A 19933-nucleotide genomic window follows, 5' to 3' on the forward strand; every position below is an offset into this window, starting at 1 on the left:
GTAATTACAGATTCGGATTCAGAGAAAATCTTATGAAAACAGCTTGTGGACTTTACAATTTCAGGAAAATAGCCTAATAAATTGTACGAAAACAAGATTATATATGTTAAAAATGTCTAATAGTTTGTTTGGTTATATCGAAATTCGTTTCCAGTTTCAAACTCCATTTTTTCCTTCGATAATCTATTGATCATTTGTTCGTTTTTTATATTTCCAGAAACATCTTCATAACGTACAAAATCAGGAATTCCTGAAGAATGAGATAAGAGGTTTTCAATTTTTACATTTTGCCATTCCAATGGAAGATTCTCAAGGTATTTTGAAACATTGTCTTCCAAAGATAATTTACCTTTTTCAATAAGTTGAAAAACACTTACATTCGAAATCAGCTTTGTTGTGGAATAAACTCTAAATTTTGAATTTTTGTCAACTTTTTTATTGTCTTCTAAATTCTCTAATCCATAATATTTTTCATATACTATCTTATCATTTTTCACAATTCCTAAAGCTAAACCAGGAATTTTATTTATTTTAATAATCTCCTTAATATAGGAATCGATTATTTTTATTTTTTCTTGACCATATCCTAAAAGTGAAATAGTTGAGATTACAAATAGCAAATAATATTTCTTCATTTTTGATTTTTTATATAATTGACGACTTTCAGTAAACTTTTGTTACATTTAATCTGAAATTTTGTTTGTAAAATTATGGCTAACCCGCTAATATGTGAAAGTTTTGTCGTACTTTTTGTATTATTCCCAAACTATACTTAGAGTTTCCAAAGACTTAAAACTAAGAATAGCCTCACGCTCGAAAGAGCTTATTGAATATATTAAAATGTTGCACGGCAAAAGGAATATTTATCCCTGATACATTGTACGAGCGTGACGCTCTTTAACATTTTGAGTCGTAGGAAACAACCTACGACTAGTTTGAGCAATAGCTATGTATATATGGCAGAAAATTTATCTCCTAATACTGATTATTTTGTAAGAGTTGAAGAGATATACAAACAAGGAGACGGATATGAATATTCGAGAAATGTTCCAATAGGCGTTTTATTTCAATACAACCGAAAGTTTAGAACAGGTAATACTAAAATTTCGAATCAATGGTCTTTCTTTAATAACGATAAAATCCAAACTTTTGCACGTGATGTCAGTTCATTTACTGTTGGAACAAACAGTATCTATATTAAGAATAGTCGAGGCTTAGTTCGGATTAGTGGTGATAGTTTAACAACAAGTAATTTAGATAGGAATAGTACGAATGGCTCTATCGGAAACATGATATTAGGGTTAAGTACTGTCAATTCCGATAACTCTCTTTGGGTTATGAATATTACCAGTAAAATTAAAGATTATGATGGAGCTTTTGCCCAAACCGCCTATTCTTTAATTCAAATGGATCAACAAACAGGTAAAAAAATCACAGAATTAGACATTAGTAATCCAGAAAACACTTCCCTAACTTTTGCTGACATCAAAAATAATTTGATTTTTGGGTATGCAGGAGGTAACTATACATTATCCCGTATCATTGATGGGAAAATCACAACAATATTAAAACTTAATATTAGTGATAAGGCCTCTTCACTCATGGATTGGAACAGTGATTATGCTTGGTATCAAATAAATGATTCTTCAACAAAACCATGGGAGCTTTGGCGTTATGATTTAAATAATAAGACTTATACGGTCTTTAACAAAGAGAATACACCCATATTGGGAAATTATACTTTAGAATCAAAATTAGATTCTAAAGGTAATTTATGGGCTATTGTATCTAATAATAGTATCAAAACGTTAATCAAGTTTGATGGTACTACTTGGAAAGTGTTTGACAATAATAATTCATTGATTTCAAATCCAAATAAACTTGGGATTGATCAAAATGATAATATTTATTTAGTTGATAATGCAAGAATACTAAAATATGACAATGTAAATTGGAAAAATTTAGGAGAACTTCCACCATTAGCCAATTATAGTTTAACAGAAAGAATGTATATTGACAATTTTGGAAAAATATGGTTTAGCAATGCTTTCGGATTACTTCGTTTTAACCCTTGTGAAACAACAGTCACAAAACCAGACTTATCCGCTCAGAAAATAACGATGGAGTTTGGAGAGAATAACTTACTGGTAGCCAAAGGCTGTAAAAATGTAATTTGGAACTGGCAAAATGCCAATGAAAGCGTAAAAGACCAACTAAAACTATCAACTAATGTATTAAATATCTCCCCAAAAATTAACACAACTTATACAGCCCAATGTTATGATGATGGTTGTGTAAGTAAAGAAATGGATTTGAAAGTAAATGTTTTACCTGTTCTAACAATTGGGAATGTTAGTAATAAACAAGTTTGTCAGGGTGATAGCATAAAAGCAAGTCCCAAAATTGCTGGTCAATTTGATAGTAACAATCAGTTTAAAGTATATTTATCGACAGATAAAGTTAATACGCCTATATCCTTTACTAAAGCAAATGAAGACAAAGACTTTCTTTTTTCATTATCTAAATCTCTGCCCGAAGGAAAATATTATTTAAAAATAGAAAGTTCTTCGCCCAAAACAACATCCAAAGATTCTGTTGAAATAATAATCTTAAAATTACCCACTATTATTACCAAGAATATTACAGCTTGTGTGGGAACAGAAATTACCTTAAATGCGACAGGTGGTGGAAAATATGTTTGGAAAGGCCCCGATAATTTTAATTCAACATTACAGAATCCTAAAATTACAAATATAGTTTCTGCTAATACTGGAGCATATACTGTTGAGGTTACAGGAGAAAATGGATGTAAAAATACGTCTTCTGTTGAGGTAATAATTAACCCTAATCCTATTGTAAAAACTTCAATTTCTTCAAATACCACAGGAGGAATTATTTATACTGGTACAGATGTTCAATTATCTGCTTCTGGTGGGAATTCCTATCATTGGGATGGACCCAATAATTATATATCTAATGAACAAAACCCAATACTAAAGAGTGTTAAAATTGAGGATGGAGGCATTTATAAGGTTAGCGTTACAGACAAAAATGGTTGTATTACAAAATCTCAAATTGAATTGAAAGTAGAGCTTATTTTAAGTAATCAGAGTGAACCCAACAAAGAATTTAAGGTTTTTCCTAATCCAGCAAATGGTATAATTCAAGTCCAAACAGACATGGAAGGATATACAACATTTTATCTTTATGATGCTTTAGGAAGAGAAGTACTGTCAAACACTTTTATTAAACAGACCACAATTCTAGTAGATGGACTGAGACAGGGAACATATTATTTAAAATTTCAACAAAAAGAACAGAAAGGTACTACTAAAATAGTATTGGAGTAAACAGAACATTATTGGCCTGGTTTAAAGAAACGGAGCAAAAACTCTACGAATGGGTATTAGTAGTTTGATAATAAGTATGTTATAGTGATAATTATTATTTTTCATCACAAATTCCTCTTTGTTTCATAGCTTAACCAATTAATGGCATAAAGTCGATGCTCCAATAGATGCTTCGTTTACATAGTTATGATATGTATTAAAGGTTTCTGTTTAATGGTTCGCTGTTGATTACTAGATTATTTTACTTACTGTAATTTTACTTACTGTAACTTCCAATCGTCACTTTCCGAAGCCTCAAGTACTTGTAAAGCGTCATTTTTGATACTCCGATTTCTAAGGCAATTTGGTTTACACCCATTTTGCCTTCTTTGTAATAAGTTTCGGCTAATATTGCTTTTTGTTCTGCTTCTTTGGTCATGCCTTGGCGGCGCCCACCTTTTCTGCCTCTGGCACGAGCAGCTTCTAAACCAGCTTTTGTTCTTTCTCTGATTAAGTCTCTTTCAAATTCAGCAAAGCAAGCAGAGATATTAAAAAATAATCGCCCCTGTGGTGTAGTTGTATCAATGGCGTCACTGATACTTTGAATACCAACTTGTTTGTCATTCAGTTGAGCAACTACTTCCAACAAATGTTTTAAAGATCTTCCCAATCTATCAAGTTTATAAACAACTACGATATCACCTTTGCGAAGCTGGCTTAGCATTTTAGTAAGTTCAACTCTATCTGTTTTCGCACCTGAAGCCGTTTCGGTAAAAATTATTTCACAACCAACTTTTGTCAAAGCATCAGTTTGCATTTCGAGGTTTTGGTCTTTGGTACTTACTCTAGCATATCCTATCTTCATTTGTATATAGTTATTCATATATGAGTAAAAATATTTATACTTTGAATAATATACAAGTATTTTATACAATTTGGAATGACTTTTGAGGGTTTTAGATTATTTCTCTAATAAATTTATTGAGGAGTAAAATTGTATAATTAAACGGACGTTTTAATATACTTATCTTTGTTATATGGAATATAGATTTATAAAATTAAGTCCAGAGGACGTAATTCTTTTGGAAATGACCTCAAAGACAAGTAAGAGGCACATATTAGACATAAATGCGATACGATTTTACTCAGTCATCTCGGGTATGATATAAAGAGTCTCTCTGGTCTCTATAAAGTACTTACCCATACTATCCGAGATTGGATGAACAATTGGATATCTAACGGATAAATGGTTTTTCACTAACTCCACCCTTACCTTATGGCTGGCAACCTAAAGATGAATATGTACGTATTTGCCCCAAAAAGAGTAAAAGACTTAATGTTTTTGGGTTACTTTTAATGGATATGACTTACAGCATATTCTAATAATGGAACAACCGCAGTCGAAGAAATAATGAGTCAAGTAAGCACTAAATTTAAAATTGATTTGGATGAAATTAAACATTTTACAAAATTCAAAACGTCGTTTAAATTTGAATGACTGCTTAATAGCTAGAAAGTAGAGATTCTTGATAAAAATGTTTTGCTGATGAAATGTATTTTTCAATTATTTAATGCAATTTATTGTTTTAATTAAAAGAAATATTCAAAGATGAAATTAGATATTAAGTCGTTGCATGAAAAATTCGGAAGTATGTTCGAGGTTGCACTATTAGAAGAATTAGTGGAATTTGGTAATTATATGGAAGTAGATGAGGGATTTATACTCATGAAACCTGGCGGTTATATACGAACTGTACCCATTTTATTAAGTGGTTCAGTCAAAATATTAAGAGCGGATTCAGAAGGTCGTGAGGCATTATTGTATTATTTGGGCGGAATGGATTCTTGTGCAATGTCGTTGAGTTGTTGCCTTGACCGCCGTAAGAGTGAAATCACAGCAATTGCCGATGAAAAAACCAAATTAATTGCGGTTCCTGTTGAAAAAATTGACGAATGGATAAGTAAATATTCCACTTGGAAACAATTTGTATTTATAACTTATCAAAAACGATTCGATGATTTGTTAGGTGTAATTGACCAGATTGCATTTCAAAAATTAGACGAAAGGCTTTTGGGATTATTAAATCGTAAATCGAAACAGTGTGGATGCAGTTTTTTTAATATTACCCATGAGGAATTAGCTCAAGAACTTGCCACTTCGAGAGAGGTTGTTTCTCGCTTATTGAAACAATTAGAAAGAATCGGGCGAGTGAAACTTTCTCGAAACAAAATTGAATTAATTGATATCGTTAAAACTTAATTTTTCTTGGCTTTATAATATTTGTCAATTTGCTCCCTTTTTTGAATTCATAGTTTTGCAAGACAATAATCAAACAAGTCTTTAAAATTATGAATTCTATTCAAATATTTGAGTTTTCTGCTTTTATCCTTATTGGAGTTAGTTTAGGTTTAATCGGTGGTGGTGGAAGTATCTTAACGCTGCCCGTTCTTGTTTATCTTCTTGGTTTTAGTCCCGTTCTTTGCTCGGCATATTCTTTATTTATTGTAGGTTGTTATTGGTACTTATTCTTCAAGATTTATCTAAGGGGAAAAACTCAAAAAAAATTCGGATAGTTCGTTTTAATGATGGGTATTTATAGCATTACTAAAGAAATATTCTTCAGATAATCTAAAAAAACCAGATGTGTAATAAATGTTACAGACTTTTTTGGGGGGAATTACTAATTTTAAAATATCAAATTAAGTAACAAGAATGATGTTTTTTTTAACACGTATATGATAAGAGTTTGGCTCAGTCGAGCTATTTTATTGGATGTCAAAAAGCTGGCGTTGCCATTGTCATTGATACCAAAAGAGATGTGGATACCTATCTTGAAATCGCCAAAAAAAATAATAGGATAATCAATCAAGCAACTGAAATGCATATTCACGCTGATTTTCTTACAGGAACCCGTGAATTGGCAGCTATCACAGGCGCAGAAATGTAACTTTCGGACGAACGTGGTAAAGATTGGCAATATGAGTTTGCTCACACAGGACTTAAAAATGGAAGTATAATAACGGTTGTAAATTTAACTTTGGAAGTAATCTACACGCCTGGTCATACGCCTGAAAGTATCAGTTTTTATTGACTGACAAACCGGCAAGTCTTGAGCCTGTGATGTTATTCACGGGAGATTTTGTATTTGTTGGCGATATGGGTCGTCTTAATTTATTGGAAAAGGCCTCAGGATTAATAGTAACAATACAATTATCCACAAAGCAAAATATTTTGTGAGCTGTGCTGTAGAGAAAATGACTTCTGAAGCATAAAAGTTTTGTAATTTTTTGGTTAGTTCAGAATCACGAATAGAGATTTCCGTGATTTTTTGTTTTGTGTAACTTTAGTCACTGTACTGTGGAGTAGCTATGGCTAATTTTACAAAAGTTAATTTTATCAAATAATTATCATGTCAGCACAAATAAATTCTATGCCACGAATCGGCGATATTACTCCCGATTTTGAAGTAGTTACTACCATAAGAAAATTAAAAATATCAGATTATAATACCAATAAATGGGTAATTTCCTTCTCACATCCAGCCGATTTTACGCCAATTTATACAACCGAAATGACGGGTTTTGCTAATGAACAAGAACGTTTTTTTGATGCTCATAATTGTAATTTGTTGGGATTGAGTATTGATAGTATTCACTCCCATATGGATCTCTACTTAGTTAAGAAATTGCTGTAATTTAAATTGGGCGTTTTAACCACTTTTTTATAGATTTTTTATCGTATGTGTAACAAATATCACGTATTAATTAGGAAGGAATAATCAATTTTACATATCATTTTAATATTTAATCTTAACAAAGCAATGTTCGATTTTTTAAAAACAAAAAAGAATTATGAGGATGTAAGTGCCGTTACTTTCAATAGATTAATGAGTGAAACTAACGGTATAATTCTGGATGTGAGAACTCCCGCAGAATTTAAACAAAGTGGTATTGATGGAGCAATAAACATTGACAGTATGGGGAGTGATTTTGCCAAAAAAATAGAAGAACTTGATAAAAGTAAAACTTACTTTGTCTATTGTCGGAGTGGCAATCGGAGTGGTAGTGTGTGTAAATTAATGGGTAATGTTGGTTTTGAGAATTTATATAATCTATCAGGAGGGTTGATGAGATGGCCATTTTTAAAATAAATATATTGAAAGCAATTGCACAACAGTGGAATTTCATGAGAATTCTGCGTTTGGTGCTAGGTATTTGGGGGATTTACTCCTCAATTACAGATAGTCAGCCATTATTTGGTATTTTGGGCGGAATCCTCGTTGTGCAAGTGCTTTTAAATATTGGTTGTTGTGGAAGTCGTGGTTGTAAAATTCTGCAAAACAAAAATCCAACTAGAACTGATATTAAAGAAACCGGAAATGAAGAAGTTAGGTCGCAATAAAATCCTTATTTTAGGAGTAGTTTTGGGAGGAATAGGAGGATACTTTTATTGGAAAGAAATAGGCTGTATTACGGGAAATTGCCCGCTTAAATCAAAATGGCAAAGGATGGTTCCTTATGGAATGTTTACGGGCTACATTATTTCTGATTTGATTCAATCCTATTGGAAACGCTTTAAAAGAAAAGGGGAAATTCCAACCAGATAATAATATGAAAACAAGATTTTTAGTAGGGGGGTGCTTTATCTTTTTTTCTATATGATTGTTCTGACGGACAGTCAAAAAGCAGCAAATTATCAGCAATAGATTTTGCCAATAAGGCGAATGAATTGCCCACTTCCCCGATTATTGACGTAAGAACATCCGATAAATTTTCAAAAGGGCATCTTCAAAAAGCAAAGAATGTGGATTGGAACAACAAGGATTTTGATAAACAAGTGACTTTGCTCGATAAATCTAAACCCGTATTTGTTTATTGTTTGAGTGGTGGAAGAAGTTCTTCGGCAGCCAATCAAATGAGGAGATTTAAAAAAAATAAAGCTGATAAAGTAGTAGTTATACGGATTAACGCCGATGATAATCAAGCCCTTTGTAAGGAACTGAAAATAGGCGCACTTCCTATTTTACAAGTATTTAAGAATCAAAAACTTACATGGTCGAATATTGGGTTTATTGATAAAAAAGAGGTTGAAAAGGAACTTTAACATTGAACTTATAGAAGAAGATTTTAAAATCAACATTGTGATAACATAAAATGTGACGTTTATTTATGAAATCAAAAGCCCTAAAAATTACAGCCGCTTGTTGTATTTGTACCTTATTTTTACGGCTCTGTATTTTATTATTAAATTTTTTAATTAAACCAAATAACTAAAATAATGAAAAAAAATATGGGCGGCGCTGACCGTATTATCCGAATTATTGTGGCAATATTTGCTTTGGCTCTGTATTTTACAGGTACTATTACAGGCACAATTGGTATCGTCACACTTGTGGTAGCTGGCATTTTTTTGCTAACAAGTTTTGCTAGTTTTTGCCCTTTGTATAGCATTTTTGGTATGAATACTTGTGGTGTAAAATAATTAATTCAATTCCCTTTATCTCCTTGGGTTTCAATAGTACAATCAGCCGCACCTGCTAAACATGAAATGCAGTGACCCAACATGGGGTTTTGATTACTTTTTATTCCGCTTTTGGTTGGTAAAATAGAACAAGGTTAATCTATTATGTCGTTCCTACAGTTGGTAATAATACCCTTGTAAGTATAAAATTAGGCTGGTATTCCTTGATTTTATTAATACTTCACATTTTGCTGCTACAATTTCTTTAATGGCGAAGACGAATATCGTGAATACGTTTGAGCCATTAAGGCATTTACTTCATTAGTATAATTCTCGTTTGGTGATGATGTATCAGCCGATTATGATAAATACTTACAGAAAAGGAGATCAAAAGCAGTTTTTGATTGATGTTAGTGAATCTCAGACAAGTATTCGCTCTTGGATTTGGACACGAATAATTGTATTTTTTGTTGGGCTGTCTTTTATTCTTAGAGATCCTTAATAACCTAAATTATGAATATACTGATAGATATACGTGAAACGTGACAACAATCAGAAAATGGAAATAATAGATTAAAAACAGTCTTTTAGAAACCTAAAAAGGTACAATAAGCTTAACGAATACCTCAGTCAAATTAATCATAGTCTCAAAAGATAAACGGCTATTTCAAATTTAATTAACGTAACAAGTTTTTGATAATTCGTACATATCATTCCATAAACAGTACAAATCAATCATTGTGATAATTGTCATTTCTATCTCTAAATAATACTTCCAATTTTGAGATAGAAATATAACTTAAACATATATGAAACGTACATGCTCATCAAATAAATGTCCTTGAATGATATTTCGTCATAATGGAGTAAAAATATTAAATCAAAAAACATTTTAACAAAATATTACAATGAAAATAGAACAAATTTATACTGGCTGTTTAGCGCATGCTGCCTACTATCTTGAAAGTAATGGCGAGGTAGCAATATTTGACCCGCTTCGTGAAGTGCATCCCTACATTAAAAAGGCAGAAAAAGCCCATTCCAAAATTAAATATGTGTTTGAAACACATTTTCATGCTGATTTTGTGAGTGGTCATTTGGATTTAGCTCAAAAAACCGGGGCAACAATAGTTTATGGTCCAACGGCAAAGCCAGTCTTTGAAGCTACAATTGCTGAGGATAATCAGATATTTGAGGTTGGAAGTTGTAAGGTAAAGGTCATTCATACACCAGGGCATACCTTGGAAAGCACGACTTATCTATTGATTGATGAAAATGGGAAGGAAAGTGGCTTAATCACAGGAGACACGCTTTTCATTGGAGATGTTGGTCGCCCTGACTTAGCTCAACACGTAATTGCCGACCTAACCCAAGAAAAATTGGCAGGTTATTTATTTGATTCTTTACGGAATAAAATAATGCCTTTATCGGATGATTTGATTGTGTATCCAAATCATGGTGCAGGGAGTGCCTGTGGTAAAATGATGAGTAAAGAAACTACCGATACTTTGGGTAATCAAAAGAGGTTAAATTATGCTTTACGTCCAGATATGACTAAAAATGAGTTCATAAAAGCAGTTTTAACTGGTCTAACGGCACCCCCTGCTTATTTTCCAAAAAATGTTTTGATGAATATTAAAGGATATGAAAGTATGGACGTAGTCATTGAAAGAGGTGAAAAATCACTTTCACCAACTGATTTTGAATTGGTTGCCAATGAAACAAATGCGTTGATTTTAGATAGTCGTCAGACGGATGATTTTGCGGCTGGTTTTATCCCAAATAGTATCAACATCGGCTTAGATAGTAATTTTGCTATGTGGGTTGGCGAGCTAATTCCCGATATTAAACAGGAAATTTTATTAGTAACAGATGAAGGCAAAGAAGAAGAAACCATTACACGATTAGCACGTGTTGGGTATGACCATGCCATTGGATTTTTGAAAGGTGGTTTTGAGGCTTGGAAGTTGTCAGAAAAGGATTTTGAAACCGTAGATAGAATTTCTGCCGACGAATTTGCTCATAAATATTCAAGCGAACCACTGATAGTTCTTGATGTAAGGAAAAAAAGCGAATATGATTCAGAGCATATTGTAAATGCTGTGAATATTCCCTTAAATGAAATTAATGACCATTTGGCAGAAATACCCAAAGACAAGCCATTTATACTGCACTGTGTTGGGGGCTATCGAAGCATGATTGCGGCTTCTATTTTAAAACAAAGAGGATGGGATAATTTTGTGGATGTGAAAGGCGGTTTTACAGCAATTGCTCAAACAAATGTCCCAAAAACAGCTTATGTTTGCCCAACAACACTTTTATAACTCCTATATTTACCATACCAAAGCCAGTAATTCTTAATTGATTATTGGCTTTTTTGATGAATGCGTTCGGGGAGTTTTGAAACTCAATAATTATTCATTAATAGGTATTTAAATATAAACAAGCAGTATCTGTGTTTAGTAGATATGTACAATTTTTAATTGATATGTAACAAATGTCACAAACCAATCTGTATTAAAATCATTAAATTTGTTTGGATCGAAAAATTAAACCATTTATTAAGAATGTCAAAACACGATTACGGAAATAAAACGGATAAAATTCGCAGTTCTCTCCAAATGATAATGGGTTTACTCGGTGCTGTTTTCCTTTTGATGTTTACGCTAATTTATTTTTTTATTTTTGGGTTTCCAAGTTCAACTTCTGATGAGGTTGGATTAGTTAAGAAGAAATATATTCAACCTGATTCAAATTTTGTTCATCTTTGGAATGCTCCAGCTGATTGGCGAATGATGAAACTTGAACCAGGAGAGCAAGAAAAAGTAAAATACGGACGTGAATTAATTGCTCATACTGCCGATTATTTGGGACCTAAAGGTTCCATAAAACATATTTCTAATGGTATGAATTGCCAAAATTGCCACTTGAAGGCAGGTACGCAACCATGGGGGAATAATTATGCTGCCGTTCAAGCAACTTACCCCAAATTTAGAGAACGTTCTGGTAGTAAAGAAAACCAAATCAAACGTGTAAATGACTGTTTTCAGCGGAGTTTGAATGGTATTGGACTTGATTCAAATAGCAAAGAAATGGAATCAATTTTAGCATATATGAAATGGCTTGGAACGGATGTTCCGAAGAAAAAAACACCCCGAGGTTCAGGTATTTTCAAAATGAAAGACTTAAAAAGAGCTTGTGACCCTATTTTGGGAAAAGCGGTGTACGAACAAAAGTGCCAAAGTTGCCATCAAAATAATGGACAAGGTGTTTTGGCGGAGAATGGCAAAAACTATATTTACCCACCACTTTGGGGAAAAAATAGTTATAATATTGGGGCGGGATTATTCAGAATTTCAAATTTGGCAGGATACGTTAAATATAATATGCCATTTGGTGTGACCTATGAAAAAACGCAACTTTCCGACCAAGATGCTTGGGATGTGGCGGCTTTTATTAATTCAATGCCTCGCCCCACAAAAGATTTAAGTAAAGATTGGCCCAACGTGGCGGGGAAACCATTCGACCATCCTTTTGGGCCTTACGTTGACCCATTTTCTGAAAGTCAGCATAAGTTTGGGCCTTACAAACTCATTAAAGAGTGGAAAGAGAAGCATAAAGACTTAAAAGTTAAAAACCCATCAATAGCAAAATTATGAAAAGAATACTCTTAATTCTATCATTATTGACAGCTGGATTTGTCAATAATGCAAATGCTCAAGCCAAAGAGAAAGAACATAAAATTGTATTTCATTTAGCATCGAGCGATACACTCGTACATAAATCCTTGGTTAAGCAAATTAACAATGTTTTGGATTATTGGAAAACGGCTAAAATTGAAGTTGTTGTTCACAATAATGGTATAGGGTTTATGAAAATTGAAGAAGCCAAAACTGCCAAAGAGATACAATCGCTTACTGAAAAAGGTGTTGTGTTTGCGGTTTGTGAAAACACAATGAAACAACGTCATTTGGAAAAAAAGCAAATACTTCCTTCTGCCACTTTTGTCCCTGTTGGTATTGCTGAAATTGTATTGAAAGAGGAAGACGGTTGGTCATATATAAAAGCTGGGTTTTAAAAAACGAGTTTTGTAAAAAAATAACCTATTACATAGTTTTCAGACAAGATGCCAAAATTTTGGATGCTCCCCAAGAATTGTTAAGCAAAGTTTATGGCGTTGATTATAAATTTGTTTGAGTGTAACAATTGTCACGAACTCTAAAATATCCTGATTCTAATTTTGTAAAATATTATTTTGCAAAATTAGATGAAGAGAAAAATTACGATTATAATATTGCTACTCTTATGGGCTAATATTAATTATAGTCAGGATATTAATGATAGAAATGGCATTGTAAAAGATACCAATAATCTTGCGGAAGCATTTTTAAAAGGAACGTTTTATGGACAATTTCGTCTATTGTCCATCGTAACCAATAATCAGAATGAGCTTTCCGATTATCATGCCACTGCCGTAGGTTTAGGTTTTGGTTATCAGTCAGCTTATTATAAAGGATTCCAGATAAATATTGGGTGCTTTCTGACACAAGATATTGTTTCATCCGATTTTACAGTTCAAGACCCAACAACCAAGGCAAACAACCGTTATGAAGTTGGAATGTATGATTTAGCGGATGTAAATAGGAAAAACTTACTCTTTCGTTTACAGATGTTTTATCTGAAATATAGGTTCAAGAATTCATCGGTTTTAGTTGGTAATTATACTCCCCAAAATCTATTTATCAATGCCCAAGACGGAAGAATGTCACCCACTATGGTTCAAGGAGTGGTATTAACCCTAAACCCAAATAAAAAGATTCAAATTAAATTAGACTTAATTTTGGGTGTTTCTCCACGTTCAACTACTCATTGGTATTCAGTTGAAAACTCACTGGGATATTATCCATCTGGGGTCAATTTGAACGGGACAAAGTCACAATATTTTGGTAATATTTCAAGTGCAGGGATTGGGATATTGGATGTAAATTATATGCCCATTCCACGGTTAAAGATATTAATGGGCAATATTTTAGCGGAAAACATTTTCAATACGGCTTATATTAAAGCAGAATACACTCATAACCTTAATAATACTCAGAAGTTTTTGATTGGAGCGATGTTTATCACTCAGAATTCGGATGGAAACGGTGGAAATTCGGATATCTTGAAGACATATTATCCAACTCATAATAAATCAAATATCATTAATGCCAGAATTAGATATACTACTAAAATGGTTGAAAGTTCCATTAATTTTGGCAGAATTACAGCGGATGGACGGTATTTAATGCCTCGTGAATGGGGTGTTGAACAGTTTTATACTTTTCTACCAAGAGAACGAATAGAAGGTTCGGGGGATGTTTGGGCATATTCGGCAAAAATAGCTAAAAACTGGTTCAATAAGTCGCTCAAAACTGAATTGGGTTATGGATATTATAGGCTTCCCGATGTCAAAAATACGAACCTGAATAAGTACGGAATACCTTCATTTTCGCAATTTACAGCTTCTATAAATTATCAATTTAGAGGATTTTTAAAGGGAACAAATGCTCAATTTCTTTATGTTCAAAAAAATAATCAAGGTGAGATATACGACAATGAGCGCTATATAATTAATAAAGTAAATATGTCACAACTAAATTTTATACTCAACTATCAATTTTAATTAATGCAAAACATTTTAGATATTATTCGTAACCCGTGGCCTTGGTATCTGGCTGGTCCAATGATTGGTTTAACAGTACCAATGCTTTTATTAATTGGCAATAAATCTTTCGGAATTTCATCATCACTTCGTCACGTTTGTGCCGCTTGCTTTCCTGCTGATATATCCTTTTTTAAGTATGATTGGAAAAAAGAAATTTGGAATTTAGTATTCGTTTTAGGCACTTTTTTGGGCGGAATGATTGCAACAAATTTATTAGCCAATCCTAACACATTTGTTATTTCACAAGCCACAATTACGGATTTGAGAGCCTTAGGAATTCAAGATTTTTCTGGTATAATGCCCGTTGATTTATTCAGTACAGCTGTTTTATTTTCATTAAAAGGCTTAATTTTCTTCGTATTAGGTGGTTTCTTGGTAGGTTTTGGTACCCGTTGGGCGGGTGGTTGTACTTCTGGACACGCTATTATGGGGCTTTCAAATTTACAAGTTCCTTCGCTAATCGCCACTTGTTGTTTCATGGTTGGCGGTTTTACAATGACCCATTTATTAATGCCTTACATTTTTAAATTATTCTAAAAATCACATTTCAAAATGAAAAATACACAAATAAAATCAAGTCCAATACAGAACAACGATCCTTTTGTATGTGATGCACCAAATGATATAACAAAAAAAGAAACTTGGACAGATAATCTTAAATATCTATTCGTAGGAATTATGTTCGGAATTGTTTTTGTGAAAGCCGAAATCGTATCTTGGTTCAGAATTCAAGAAATGTTTCGTTTACAAAGTTTCCACATGTATGGGGTTATCGGCAGTGCAGTGATTGTAGGAATGATTTCAGTATTTTTGATTAAGGAGTTTAATATCAAAACCTTAGATGGAGAAAGAGTTGTTTTTCATCCTAAAAAATTTCAAAAAGGTCAAATCTTCGGAGGGCTTATCTTTGGATTAGGCTGGGCAATTACAGGAGCCTGTCCTGGCCCATTATTTGCACAAATTGGTAGTGGATATGTGGTCGTAATAGTTACTTTATTGAGTGCAATTGCGGGTACATGGACGTATGGTTATTTCAAAGAAAAATTACCAAATTAAATTCATAAAACATGGAAAATTCTAATCGTAAGAGCCATTGGGAAAATATTTATCAAACTAAAAATTTGACGGACGTTAGTTGGTATCAATCCAAACCAGTAACTTCTTTATCATTTTTTGACAAATTTAAGGTACCCCAAAATGCCAAAATTATTGATGTAGGCGGGGGAGATAGCCTTTTGGTTGATTTTCTTTTGGATAAGGGTTATACTGATTTAACAGTTTTAGATATTTCGGAATCATCTTTAAAAAAAGCTCAAGACAGATTAGGAAATCGTGCAATACTTGTGAAATGGATTGTTACGGATGTTACTGAGTTTGTACCAAATGAAAAGTATGATTTTTGGCATGATAGAGCTGCATTTCATTTTTTAACCAATGATTCTGAAATTCAGAATTATTTGAAAAATATAAATGAGAATATAGCACATTTGGGAATTTTAGTATTGGGCACTTTCTCAGAAAAAGGACCTAACAAATGCAGCGGAATAGCGATAAAACAGTATTCAAAAAAAACTTTAGTGAAAACAATCGGCAATTATTTTAAGAAGGTAGTTTGTTTAACTGAAAACCATGTAACGCCATTTGATACTATTCAGAACTTTGTATATTGTAGTTTCATTAAAAATGAGATGGCTTCTTGAAAATAATACTATCTATAATAAACCTCAAAAATGGGTTTTAAAGTCATAGATTATGATGAAAGCCAATTTAATGTCGATCCCATTGATTTACTTTATTTCGTTGTGCCTTGCATCTTTTTACTAACTACATTTTTTTCAGAATAGCCCGCAGAATATGGATAAATATTTTTGTTTTTTACGACAAAGAAAAAGCTGAATTGCTATTTCCCCAATGATTAATTTAATGATATATTGATAGAAATACTGAGTTTTTTCATAAATAATAGTTTATATGTGATATTTGTCACCGAATAACCACTTATAATTATACAATTTTGATAAAATTCATAACTCAATATATTTAATCCATGAGTAAGCATTATCAAATTCTTATCGTAGGTGGGGGAAACGCAGGTCTATCTGCAGCGGCTCAACTCCTTATACAAAAATCTTCTTTAAATATCGGGATTATTGAGCCATCAGAGAAGCACTATTATCAACCTGCCTGGACGTTGGTAGGTGCGGGAGAGTTTGATATTAATGCCACTGAAAAACGAATGGCTGATTATATCCCCAAAGGAGCTAATTGGATAAAAGATGCTGTGAGTACCTTCCAACCAGAGCAAAATCAATCAACATGTAAAAGCGGTAAAAAATATACCTACGATGCCCTAATCGTTGCTCCTGGTATACAAATTGATTGGGGGAAAATAAAAGGATTTAAAGAAACACTTGGGAAAAATCAGGTTTCAAGTAATTATTCCTTTGACGTAGCTCCTTATACGTGGGAACTTATCAAGAATTTTGAGGGAGGAACAGCTGTATTTACCAATCCATCCACACCGATAAAGTGCGGTGGAGCTCCTCATAAAATCATGTATTTAGCTTGCGATTATTGGCGCAAGAAAGGTATTTTGGATAAATGTAATGTACATTATATTTCTGGTGCAAGTGTTATTTTTGGTGTAAAAGAATATGCCGTAACATTGTCTAAAGTAGTAGCAAAAAATAATATTCATGTCCATTTTTTTAGTAATACCGTAGAAATCGATGGAGCTAACAAAACGGTTTATTATGAAGAAAAAAATGCAGATGGTTTCACTGAACTCAAAGAAATGAAGTTTGATATTTGTCATGCTGTACCACCTCAATCAGCCCCTGATTTTATTAAAAATAGTCCATTAGCGGATGCTAATAATCCACTTGGTTACGTTGAAATCAACAAAAATACGATGCAACATAGTCGTTTTCCTAATGTTTTTGCATGTGGAGATAGTGTAAATGCCCCTTGTAGTAAAACGGGAGCAGCCATCAGAAAACAAGTTCCAGTTGTTGTAGAAAATCTGTTGTCATTTTTGAACAATAAAGAATGTGGTGCCCAATATGATGGATATAGCGCTTGTCCAATTCCTACACAGTATGGCAAATTGATGTTAGCAGAGTTTGACTACACCAATACGCCTAAAATGACTTTCCCATTTGACCAAGCAGTCCCAAGATGGACGATGTGGATTATGAAAAAATATTTATTGCCTTGGTTATATTGGAACAAAATATTAAAAGGTAGGGCTTAAAACAAAAGCTTGCTTAAATCGATTTTCAGGGCTTTTATCGCTATGATTCGGGTGATTAGGATGGTTTTATCAAACCTCGAAAATTTGATAAAACCTCTTTCATTTAAACGATTCTCAACTAATATTTTGGCAATAGCAGCTCTACCATTTTTGGGGGACTTAATGACTCATTTTCCTTTGATACAAGGATTATTCAAATACTTATGACATGGGAAAACACAATTAAAGAATTGCCGTATTGAGTAATTGTTTTTTGGTTCTTAACAATTATTGGCGTAATCACTAATCCCATTAAGTTATTCAATTGTACTTTCAAATAAGTACAATTGGATCTAGTAAAAATTATATTAATTGGGGGTCTTTCTATAATTCAAAACCAATTCATCATCATATATTTAGCATTAAAACCTAAGTATTTAAAAATTTACTATCACATGTATATATTCATTAGAAACAAAAAATGTTTCTTTTAATATTGAGTGTTATTACTATGTGAAATCTTATATAATTCCACTATCCTCAATTTATTGTTAGGTGGAATTACAGTATCAATCGACTGACTCCATTTCAATAATTCCAAAGCATTTACAAAAGCAGTATCCTTAGCGAATACTTCTTTGATGTTCTTTCGATTCAACCAAATGATTTCTGATTCAGGAGATTTACTGAAATAATATAAGTCATGATTACCGCTATCATCAAGTACAGATTTTTGATAAATCCAAAGGCCCTCATAGTTTAGCAGTTCAAAAAGTTCACCATTTCTAAAAACCCAATCATGCCCATTTTGTCTAAACCCCCACACATTTCTTAAATAGATTCGCGTTGTAAGATTCGGCATTTTGATTTCAATCGTATTCAACCGAGGTAATTTTAGTTGATAGCCTTCTTTTTTATTTTGAAAACTATAGCTTAATCGGTGTAGGTTAAAGTCTTGAAGAGAATGGTAAACCCCGTTATCAGGAATTACATCCTTGGATGTTAGGTTTTGACCTAACAATACCTCTCCATTTGTCATCATCAAGATGACAAATGCTAGCAGATAAACTCTCATTATGTTATTCTTAGAAGTTAGTTTCAGATACTTTTAAAGAAGTTCCAGCTTTCATTTCATCATTAGCTGTTTTCAAAACAATATCACCTTTGTGTATATCTCCAAAAATCTCTGTTTTACCATCTGTTTCAATGCCTTTTTTTACATCTATCCATTTTGATTTTCCCCCTTCTATTTTTACAACAAAGCATTTCTCCATAGTGGTGGTCACGGCTGAACTTGGCACTATAAGTGATTTATGCCCTCTTTCAATCGGTAAAATCACCTGTGCATACATACCAGAAACTAAATTCATCTTTTGATTTGGCACTTCAATTTCAATGATTTCAGAACGAGTTTGTCTATCTACATTCTGAGCAATACGACTCACTTTTCCATTGAAAACCTTATCGGGCGAGCTCATCACAGTAAAAGTTACTAATTGATTTTTATGAATATCTTCAACATATCTTTCAGGAACTGGTATCTGTAAACGTAGCTTATTCTCTTGCTTAATGCTAAAAAGTGGCATCGCATTTTTATCATTGGGCCCTACAAAAGCACCTGGCGATAATTTACGATTTGTAATTACGCCATCAAACGGAGCTTTTACTTTAAGATAACTATTCATTTCAAGAATTGATTGATAAACTGCACTTGTACCCAACAACGAAAGACTATCTGCCACAGTTTTTGAACGAGCCACGTCTATGTCATTGGGCGATACTGCCCCAAGGGTTTGAGCCGCTTTTAATAAACGACGAAATACAGATTTACTTGCCATCAATTGAGCTTCGGAAGCACGTACTTTGGCATAAGCTTCTGCTAGTTGAGCATTGAGTTCGGGGGCTTCTAATTCTGCGAGTATATCACCAACCTTTACATGGTCACCGATATCTGCATGGATTTTTTTAATATAACTATTCACTTTAGAGAATAATTCTGTTTCATAGAAACTCATTAATTCCCCAGGAATATGAAGTTCTTGTGTGGGTATGGTTTCTGCTACTTTTACAACTGGATAAACTATATCTTCACTATCCGAAATATTATCCTTAGTTTCAGTAGCTTGTGAAGAATTACAAGCATTTAAAAATGGAACCGTTGCAACAATAGCAAAGAGAAAAATGATTTGACGTTTCATGAATTT

Annotated in this window: 20 protein-coding genes and 2 pseudogenes; 18 read left to right on the plus strand and 4 right to left on the minus strand. The window is 32.9% G+C overall.

What is annotated here, in order from left to right:
* Positions 1-116 precede the first annotated feature (116 nt).
* The gene (locus VB264_RS17055) at positions 117-635 is read right to left on the minus strand and encodes a serine hydrolase domain-containing protein (protein WP_323251194.1); all 519 of its coding nucleotides are present in this window, start codon (positions 633-635) and stop codon (positions 117-119) included.
* Between the two features lie 321 nt (positions 636-956).
* On the opposite strand from VB264_RS17055, the gene VB264_RS17060 reads away from it, so the two are divergent.
* Positions 957-3350, plus strand: a complete 2394-nt coding sequence (locus tag VB264_RS17060) for a T9SS type A sorting domain-containing protein (protein WP_323251196.1) — start codon at positions 957-959, stop codon at positions 3348-3350.
* Positions 3351-3606: 256 nt separating this feature from the next.
* On the opposite strand, the gene VB264_RS17065 is transcribed toward VB264_RS17060, so the two are convergent.
* On the minus strand, positions 3607-4194 hold the full coding sequence (locus tag VB264_RS17065) for a recombinase family protein (protein WP_323251301.1): 588 nt from the start codon (positions 4192-4194) through the stop codon (positions 3607-3609).
* A gap of 744 nt (positions 4195-4938) precedes the next feature.
* Between VB264_RS17065 and VB264_RS17070 the strand changes: the two genes are divergently transcribed.
* The 17 genes and pseudogenes from VB264_RS17070 to VB264_RS17150 all read left to right on the plus strand — a co-directional run bounded on the left by VB264_RS17070 (position 4939) and on the right by VB264_RS17150 (position 17750).
* A complete protein-coding gene (locus VB264_RS17070) occupies positions 4939-5589 on the plus strand; it encodes a Crp/Fnr family transcriptional regulator (RefSeq protein WP_323251198.1) in 651 nt (216 codons plus the stop codon).
* Between the two features lie 89 nt (positions 5590-5678).
* A pseudogene (locus tag VB264_RS17075) lies at positions 5679-5840 on the plus strand (sulfite exporter TauE/SafE family protein); the annotation flags it as partial.
* Positions 5841-6076: 236 nt separating this feature from the next.
* A pseudogene (locus VB264_RS17080) lies at positions 6077-6555 on the plus strand (MBL fold metallo-hydrolase); the annotation flags it as partial.
* 184 nt (positions 6556-6739) lie between these two features.
* Positions 6740-7024 (plus strand): redoxin domain-containing protein, encoded by a 285-nt coding sequence (locus tag VB264_RS17085; protein ID WP_323251201.1) that lies wholly within the window; start codon positions 6740-6742, stop codon positions 7022-7024.
* Positions 7025-7150: 126 nt separating this feature from the next.
* The gene (locus VB264_RS17090) at positions 7151-7480 is read left to right on the plus strand and encodes a rhodanese-like domain-containing protein (RefSeq protein WP_323251203.1); all 330 of its coding nucleotides are present in this window, start codon (positions 7151-7153) and stop codon (positions 7478-7480) included.
* 5 nt (positions 7481-7485) lie between these two features.
* Positions 7486-7731, plus strand: a complete 246-nt coding sequence (locus VB264_RS17095) for a hypothetical protein (RefSeq protein WP_323251205.1) — start codon at positions 7486-7488, stop codon at positions 7729-7731.
* Positions 7709-7936, plus strand: coding sequence for a DUF6132 family protein (locus VB264_RS17100; RefSeq protein WP_323251207.1), 228 nt, complete (start codon positions 7709-7711; stop codon positions 7934-7936). Before VB264_RS17095 ends, VB264_RS17100 begins: the two co-directional genes overlap by 23 nt.
* A gap of 122 nt (positions 7937-8058) precedes the next feature.
* A complete protein-coding gene (locus VB264_RS17105) occupies positions 8059-8433 on the plus strand; it encodes a rhodanese-like domain-containing protein (protein ID WP_323251209.1) in 375 nt (124 codons plus the stop codon).
* A gap of 174 nt (positions 8434-8607) precedes the next feature.
* On the plus strand, positions 8608-8811 hold the full coding sequence (locus VB264_RS17110; protein WP_323251211.1) for a YgaP family membrane protein: 204 nt from the start codon (positions 8608-8610) through the stop codon (positions 8809-8811).
* Positions 8812-9698: 887 nt separating this feature from the next.
* Positions 9699-11114, plus strand: a complete 1416-nt coding sequence (locus tag VB264_RS17115; protein WP_323251213.1) for an MBL fold metallo-hydrolase — start codon at positions 9699-9701, stop codon at positions 11112-11114.
* Positions 11115-11357: 243 nt separating this feature from the next.
* Positions 11358-12449, plus strand: coding sequence for a c-type cytochrome (locus VB264_RS17120; protein ID WP_323251215.1), 1092 nt, complete (start codon positions 11358-11360; stop codon positions 12447-12449).
* Positions 12446-12868: a DsrE family protein gene (locus VB264_RS17125; RefSeq protein WP_323251217.1), complete on the plus strand. Its 423-nt coding sequence runs from the start codon at positions 12446-12448 to the stop codon at positions 12866-12868. Before VB264_RS17120 ends, VB264_RS17125 begins: the two co-directional genes overlap by 4 nt.
* A gap of 189 nt (positions 12869-13057) precedes the next feature.
* Positions 13058-14455, plus strand: a complete 1398-nt coding sequence (locus VB264_RS17130) for an OprD family outer membrane porin (protein ID WP_323251219.1) — start codon at positions 13058-13060, stop codon at positions 14453-14455.
* A gap of 3 nt (positions 14456-14458) precedes the next feature.
* A complete protein-coding gene (locus VB264_RS17135; protein WP_323251222.1) occupies positions 14459-15034 on the plus strand; it encodes a YeeE/YedE family protein in 576 nt (191 codons plus the stop codon).
* Between the two features lie 15 nt (positions 15035-15049).
* Positions 15050-15553 (plus strand): DUF6691 family protein, encoded by a 504-nt coding sequence (locus VB264_RS17140; RefSeq protein WP_323251224.1) that lies wholly within the window; start codon positions 15050-15052, stop codon positions 15551-15553.
* 11 nt (positions 15554-15564) lie between these two features.
* Positions 15565-16197, plus strand: coding sequence for a class I SAM-dependent methyltransferase (locus VB264_RS17145; protein ID WP_323251226.1), 633 nt, complete (start codon positions 15565-15567; stop codon positions 16195-16197).
* A 347-nt stretch (positions 16198-16544) separates the two neighbouring features.
* Positions 16545-17750, plus strand: a complete 1206-nt coding sequence (locus VB264_RS17150; RefSeq protein WP_323251228.1) for an NAD(P)/FAD-dependent oxidoreductase — start codon at positions 16545-16547, stop codon at positions 17748-17750.
* Between the two features lie 469 nt (positions 17751-18219).
* Here VB264_RS17150 and VB264_RS17155 read toward each other — a convergent pair whose 3' ends face one another.
* Positions 18220-18804, minus strand: a complete 585-nt coding sequence (locus tag VB264_RS17155) for a hypothetical protein (protein ID WP_323251230.1) — start codon at positions 18802-18804, stop codon at positions 18220-18222.
* Positions 18805-18814: 10 nt separating this feature from the next.
* The gene (locus tag VB264_RS17160) at positions 18815-19927 is read right to left on the minus strand and encodes an efflux RND transporter periplasmic adaptor subunit (protein ID WP_323251232.1); all 1113 of its coding nucleotides are present in this window, start codon (positions 19925-19927) and stop codon (positions 18815-18817) included.
* Between the last annotated feature and the right edge of the window lie 6 nt (positions 19928-19933).

Origin of the sequence: Arcicella aquatica (assembly GCF_034928825.1) — a bacterium.
In the GTDB taxonomy this organism is placed as follows: domain Bacteria; phylum Bacteroidota; class Bacteroidia; order Cytophagales; family Spirosomataceae; genus Arcicella; species Arcicella aquatica.

Bases quoted from the DNA above. Each gene is read 5' to 3' on its own strand.
- VB264_RS17090 (WP_323251203.1), top strand. From the start codon at position 7,151: ATGTTCGATTTTTTAAAAACAAAAAAGAATTATGAGGATGTAAGTGCC.
- VB264_RS17055 (WP_323251194.1), bottom strand. From the start codon at position 635: ATGAAGAAATATTATTTGCTATTTGTAATCTCAACTATTTCACTTTTA.
- VB264_RS17120 (WP_323251215.1), top strand. From the start codon at position 11,358: ATGTCAAAACACGATTACGGAAATAAAACGGATAAAATTCGCAGTTCT.
- VB264_RS17100 (WP_323251207.1), top strand. From the start codon at position 7,709: ATGAAGAAGTTAGGTCGCAATAAAATCCTTATTTTAGGAGTAGTTTTG.
- VB264_RS17130 (WP_323251219.1), top strand. From the start codon at position 13,058: ATGAAGAGAAAAATTACGATTATAATATTGCTACTCTTATGGGCTAAT.
- VB264_RS17060 (WP_323251196.1), top strand. From the start codon at position 957: ATGGCAGAAAATTTATCTCCTAATACTGATTATTTTGTAAGAGTTGAA.
- VB264_RS17110 (WP_323251211.1), top strand. From the start codon at position 8,608: ATGAAAAAAAATATGGGCGGCGCTGACCGTATTATCCGAATTATTGTG.
- VB264_RS17160 (WP_323251232.1), bottom strand. From the start codon at position 19,927: ATGAAACGTCAAATCATTTTTCTCTTTGCTATTGTTGCAACGGTTCCA.
- VB264_RS17135 (WP_323251222.1), top strand. From the start codon at position 14,459: ATGCAAAACATTTTAGATATTATTCGTAACCCGTGGCCTTGGTATCTG.
- VB264_RS17125 (WP_323251217.1), top strand. From the start codon at position 12,446: ATGAAAAGAATACTCTTAATTCTATCATTATTGACAGCTGGATTTGTC.
- VB264_RS17085 (WP_323251201.1), top strand. From the start codon at position 6,740: ATGTCAGCACAAATAAATTCTATGCCACGAATCGGCGATATTACTCCC.
- VB264_RS17065 (WP_323251301.1), bottom strand. From the start codon at position 4,194: ATGAAGATAGGATATGCTAGAGTAAGTACCAAAGACCAAAACCTCGAA.
- VB264_RS17115 (WP_323251213.1), top strand. From the start codon at position 9,699: ATGAAAATAGAACAAATTTATACTGGCTGTTTAGCGCATGCTGCCTAC.
- VB264_RS17155 (WP_323251230.1), bottom strand. From the start codon at position 18,804: ATGAGAGTTTATCTGCTAGCATTTGTCATCTTGATGATGACAAATGGA.
- VB264_RS17145 (WP_323251226.1), top strand. From the start codon at position 15,565: ATGGAAAATTCTAATCGTAAGAGCCATTGGGAAAATATTTATCAAACT.
- VB264_RS17140 (WP_323251224.1), top strand. From the start codon at position 15,050: ATGAAAAATACACAAATAAAATCAAGTCCAATACAGAACAACGATCCT.
- VB264_RS17070 (WP_323251198.1), top strand. From the start codon at position 4,939: ATGAAATTAGATATTAAGTCGTTGCATGAAAAATTCGGAAGTATGTTC.
- VB264_RS17150 (WP_323251228.1), top strand. From the start codon at position 16,545: ATGAGTAAGCATTATCAAATTCTTATCGTAGGTGGGGGAAACGCAGGT.